This window comes from Mesorhizobium sp. M7A.F.Ca.CA.002.15.2.1 (assembly GCF_003998715.1).
Taxonomy (GTDB): Bacteria; Pseudomonadota; Alphaproteobacteria; order Rhizobiales; family Rhizobiaceae; genus Mesorhizobium; species Mesorhizobium ciceri.
Genome location: NZ_RZPI01000450.1, coordinates 1 through 4771, shown reverse-complemented (window position 1 = coordinate 4771; position 4771 = coordinate 1). Strand labels below are relative to the sequence as shown.

Here is a 4771-nt window from a genome sequence, read left to right as displayed (position 1 = left end):
GGCGGCTTTGCCGTTATCGCACACACGCTTGACATTTTTCTGGCCCACCCGCGGACCAGCGAGATCGTCGTCGCCATTCATGCCGACGACCATGAACTGTTCCGGCAGGCGGCGGGCACCAACGCCGAGCGCGTTAGCGCCGTTATCGGCGGGGCGACCAGGCAGGAATCCGTCCGGCTCGGCCTGCTTGCCCTTAGAGACCACGCGCCGGGGCAGGTTCTGATCCACGATGCCGTGCGTCCGTTTGTCGATGCGGACCTGATAGATCGCACCATCGCCGCCATCGGCGAGCGCGAGGGCGCATTGCCCGCTTTGCCCGTCGCCGACACGCTGAAGCGCGAGTCGGCCTCCGGCGTGGTTGGCGAAACCGTTTCGCGCAGCGGTCTTCACGCGGCGCAAACGCCGCAGGGCTTTCCGTTCTGGCCCATCCTTGCCGCGCACGAGAAAGCCCATCATCTGGGAAAAATGGATTTTACCGACGATGCCGCGATCGCCGAATGGGCGCATATTCCGGTCAAGATCGTTCCGGGCTCGCCGGACAATGTCAAACTCACCTGGGCACGGGATATTGCCATGGCGGACCAGCGGCTTTCCGGCGAACGTGTGCGCTTTCCCGACATCCGGACCGGCAATGGCTACGACGTCCATGCTTTCGAGCCCGGCGACCATGTTACACTGTGTGGAGTCGCCATTGCACACGACAAGAAACTGTCCGGCCATTCCGACGCCGATGTCGGTCTGCATGCTCTGACCGATGCGTTGCTGGCGACCTGCGGCGCCGGCGACATCGGTACGCATTTTCCGCCGTCCGACCCGCAGTGGAAAGGCGCTGCATCGCGGATCTTCGTCGAGCATGCGGCAGGGCTGGTGCGCGAGCGCGGCGGCCGCATCGCCAATGCCGATATCACGTTGATCTGCGAAGCGCCGCGCGTCGGCCCGCACCGCGAGGCGATGACGGCAGCCCTGTCGCAGATGCTGGCAATTTCCGCGGATCGCATCTCGATCAAGGCGACAACCAACGAGAAGCTCGGCTTCGTCGGGCGCGAGGAAGGCATTGCGGCGATCGCCACTGCCAGCGTGGTGTTTCCCGGCGAGGTGCCGGAATGACCAACAGCGACCTGGCAAATGCCTTGCTGCAAGCCTGCCAGAAACGCGGCATCATGCTGGCAACGGCGGAAAGCTGCACCGGCGGCATGATCATCGCGGCACTCACCGACATCGCGGGCTCGTCCGCCGTGGTCGATCGCGGCTTCATCGCCTATTCCAACGAAGCCAAGATGGACATGCTCGGCGTTTCCGCCGCCACGCTCGATGCGCATGGGGCGGTTTCGCGCGAGACTGCGATCGAAATGGCGACAGGCGCGCTTACCCGTTCGCGCGCCGGGCTGACCCTGGCGGTTACCGGGATCGCCGGGCCTGGCGGCGGTTCGGCGGAAAAACCGGTCGGCCTGGTCTGGTTCGGGGTTGCGCTGGACGGCCGACCGATTGTCGCCGAGCACCAACTCTTTGCAGACAAAGGCCGCGATTTCATCCGTCGCGAAACGGTCCGGCAAGCGCTGGAACTGGGCCTGCAAGCACTCGGATAGGATTATAAAACGTTGGGCGGGCGGACCCGAAAGCCGGATTTGCGGCTACGTTTTCGATTCCGGGCTGCTTTGCCCCAAGTGTGGCTCCGTCCCAGCCAGCAGCCGCTGAATATTGGCACGATGGCGCATAACCACGTAGATGCTGCCCGCAATCACCAGCAACCGATAGGCCAACGGTTGCTCCAGGCCACAGATGAGGGCGATCGCGGTCAACGCCGCTACCATCGAACTCAGGGAAACTATCCGAGACGTAGCCAGCACAGCACCAAAAGCCGCCGCAGCCCCCACACCTACCGGCCAAGACAGAGCCAGCAACACGCCAAGCCCCGTCGCAGCGGATTTGCCACCTGTGAAATTCAACCAGATCGAACGGCCATGTCCCAACAACACGGCAATTCCGGCCAGGCAAACAGCCCAAGGCACCCAGGCTTGCAGGTCAAGCGGGGTCGATAGCGTAACCAACGGCAACGTGATGAACCCAGCGGGCAAAGACGATCGCCCCAGCACCTTTCAGCACATCCACCAGCAACACCACCAACGCCGGCCATTTTCCCAAGACCCGCAAGACGTTCGTTGCCCCGGTGGATTTGGAGCCATGCTCCCGGATATCGATGCCCTTGAGCAGCTTCCCCGCCAGATAACCCGTGGGCATTGAACCGAAGAGATAGGCGATCGCCAGTCCAACGGTGCTTGCTATCCAGAAAAGCATGCGCAAGCCTCAAGACGGTTTTGTACCGTAGATGACGTCGGCGCGCTTCTCAAAGGCTTCGGCGAACATGCGGAAGGCACGATCGAACATGGTTCCCATGACCGCGCCCAGAATACGGCTCTTGAACTCGTAGTCGATGAAGAAGCGGACGGCGCAACCGGCGCCGTCGGGTTCGAAACGCCAGACATTGCTCAAATATTTGAACGGCCCGTCGATGTACTTCACGTCGATGGTGTTCTCGTCGGGCTTCAGCAGTACCTGCGTCGTGAAGGTTTCGCGGATCGCCTTGTAGCCGATGCTCATGTCGGCAAGGAGAACGGTACGCCCGTCACGCTCCTTGCGCGAGCGAACCGTCAGCGCTTCGCAAAGCGGCAGGAATTGCGGATAGGATTCAACATCGGCGACCAAAGCGAACATCTGCTCGGGTGTATGGGATACGCGTCGGGTAGCTTCGAATTTTGGCATGAAACCGGCTGATTAAGCTGATTTCTTGAGAATCGCTTCCCGTGCCGCACGCAGCTTGGCGAAATCGTCGCCGGCGTGATGCGATGAACGCGTCAGCGGGCTGGACGCCACCAGCAGGAAACCCTTGGTCCGGCCGATCGTCTCAAAGGATTTGAACTCCTCCGGCGTAACAAAGCGGATCACCGGGTGGTGCTTCTTCGACGGCTGCAGATACTGGCCTATGGTCATGAAGTCGACATTGGCCGAACGCAGATCGTCCATCAACTGCAGGATTTCATTCCGTTCTTCGCCCAGCCCCACCATGATGCCGGACTTGGTGAAGATCGACGGATCAAGCTCCTTGACCCGCTGCAACAGCCGGATCGAATGGAAATAGCGGGCGCCCGGACGAACCGTCAGATAGTTCGACGGAACGGTTTCGAGATTGTGGTTGAAGACGTCGGGTTTGGCCGCCACGACGATCTCCAGCGCGCCGTCCTTGCGCAGGAAGTCGGGCGTCAGGATTTCGATCGTCGTCAGCGGCGTCGCCGCCCGGATGGCGCGGATGACCTCGGCGAAATGCTGCGCACCGCCATCGGCGAGATCGTCGCGGTCGACCGAGGTGATGACGACATGGGTAAGGCCCATCTGCTTGACCGCATGCGCGACGCGGGCCGGTTCATCCGGGTCAAGAGCGGTTGGAATGCCCGTGGCGACGTTGCAGAAAGCGCAGGCGCGGGTGCAGATCTCGCCCATGATCATGAAGGTGGCGTGCTTCTTTTCCCAGCACTCGCCGATGTTGGGGCAGCCGGCCTCTTCGCAGACCGTCACCAGCTTGTGCGACTTCACGATTTCGCGCGTTTCGGCATAGCCCTTCGACATCGGCGCCTTGACGCGTATCCAGTCGGGCTTGCGCAGGACATCCTGATCAGGCTTGTGCGCCTTTTCGGGATGCCGCAGGCGCGGTGCGTTGGCGATCGTATCGAGGACAGTGACCATCGGGAAACCTGGTTCATTGGCGAGCGCCAGTCAGGCGTTCGTTGTGATAACGTCATCTAGGACTTTTCGGCGCAAAGAAAAAGGCCGCTGCGGCGCATGCCGCAACAGCCTTTTTCGCATGGCAGCTCTTCAGTGATGTCAGCGGCGCACCAGGCGTCCTGCCCAGATCAGTAGGCAGGCGCCGATAAAGCCGGTGATCAGATAGGCAATCCAGCCGACGCCGAACGGGCCAAAATTGAGAGCCTGCAGAATGGCGTTCAGCACGATCGCGCCGACGATGCCCATAACGATGTTCATGAAGATGCCGGTGTTGCTCTTCATGAACATTTCGGCGAACCAGCCTGCCAGGCCGCCGATGATGATGGCTGCTATCCAGCCGACGCCATTCAGGTGCATATGCCTTCTCCTTGTGTGATGGATGAAAGTGCATCCGCAAACGATGTACCTTGCCGCCGGGTTCCATCTGTAGCAGCGCTTTCAATCTATCACGCGTTGAGCGCGCGGCCATAGGCGTCGAGCACGCTTTCCTTCATCATCTCCGACAGCGTCGGGTGCGGGAAGATGGTGTGCATCAGCTCTTCCTCGGTCGTCTCCAGGTTCATCGCCACGACGAAGCCCTGGATCAGTTCGGTCACTTCGGCGCCGACCATGTGGGCGCCGAGCAATTGACCGGTCTTCTTGTCGAAGATGGTCTTGATGAAGCCCTGATCCTCACCGAGCGCGATCGCCTTGCCATTGGCGGCGAACTGGAAGCGCCCGACCCGGATATCCCAGCCCTCTGCCTTGGCCTTGGCTTCGGTCAGGCCAACCGAGGCGACCTGCGGATTGCAGTAGGTGCAGCCCGGAATCTTCAGCTTGTCGGTGGCATGTACGCCAGGAAAATCAGCGATCTTCTCGATGCACACGACACCCTCATGTTCGGCCTTGTGGGCGAGCATCGGCGGGCCGGCGACATCGCCGATGGCATAGATGCCCGGCACATTGGTCTTGCCGTAACCATCGATGACGACGCAGCCGCGATCCGTCTTCACGC

Annotated in this window: 6 protein-coding genes and 1 pseudogene; 2 read left to right on the top strand and 5 right to left on the bottom strand. The window is 61.3% G+C overall.

All coding sequences use genetic code 11. From position 1 onward, the window contains the following. On the top strand, positions 1-1107 hold a 1107-nt coding region (locus tag ENZ74_RS22365), incomplete at its 5' end, for a bifunctional 2-C-methyl-D-erythritol 4-phosphate cytidylyltransferase/2-C-methyl-D-erythritol 2,4-cyclodiphosphate synthase (protein WP_127312993.1). Further along, complete coding sequence (locus ENZ74_RS22360; protein ID WP_063168047.1) at positions 1104-1586, top strand: CinA family protein; 483 nt, start codon at positions 1104-1106, stop codon at positions 1584-1586. The genes ENZ74_RS22365 and ENZ74_RS22360, both read left to right, overlap by 4 nt. Positions 1587-1631: 45 nt before the next feature. Here ENZ74_RS22360 and plsY read toward each other — a convergent pair. From plsY to ENZ74_RS22335, 5 genes and pseudogenes are all read right to left on the bottom strand, one after another. Continuing rightward, positions 1632-2295: pseudogene (plsY, locus tag ENZ74_RS22355) on the bottom strand (glycerol-3-phosphate 1-O-acyltransferase PlsY). Between the two features lie 9 nt (positions 2296-2304). Then, positions 2305-2760 (bottom strand): type II toxin-antitoxin system RatA family toxin, encoded by a 456-nt coding sequence (locus ENZ74_RS22350; RefSeq protein ID WP_013531488.1) that lies wholly within the window; start codon positions 2758-2760, stop codon positions 2305-2307. Positions 2761-2772: 12 nt separating this feature from the next. After that, entirely contained in the window at positions 2773-3738 is a 966-nt protein-coding gene (gene lipA, locus ENZ74_RS22345; RefSeq protein WP_024505190.1) for a lipoyl synthase, read from the bottom strand. A gap of 138 nt (positions 3739-3876) precedes the next feature. Beyond that, on the bottom strand, positions 3877-4134 hold the full coding sequence (locus tag ENZ74_RS22340; RefSeq protein ID WP_013531486.1) for a GlsB/YeaQ/YmgE family stress response membrane protein: 258 nt from the start codon (positions 4132-4134) through the stop codon (positions 3877-3879). Positions 4135-4223: 89 nt separating this feature from the next. Then, positions 4224-4771: FAD-dependent oxidoreductase (locus tag ENZ74_RS22335; RefSeq protein WP_164761135.1), on the bottom strand; the 548-nt coding region annotated here is incomplete at its 5' end.

Bases quoted from the DNA above. Each gene is read 5' to 3' on its own strand.
- lipA (WP_024505190.1), bottom strand. From the start codon at position 3,738: ATGGTCACTGTCCTCGATACGATCGCCAACGCACCGCGCCTGCGGCAT.
- ENZ74_RS22340 (WP_013531486.1), bottom strand. From the start codon at position 4,134: ATGCACCTGAATGGCGTCGGCTGGATAGCAGCCATCATCATCGGCGGC.
- ENZ74_RS22360 (WP_063168047.1), top strand. From the start codon at position 1,104: ATGACCAACAGCGACCTGGCAAATGCCTTGCTGCAAGCCTGCCAGAAA.
- ENZ74_RS22350 (WP_013531488.1), bottom strand. From the start codon at position 2,760: ATGCCAAAATTCGAAGCTACCCGACGCGTATCCCATACACCCGAGCAG.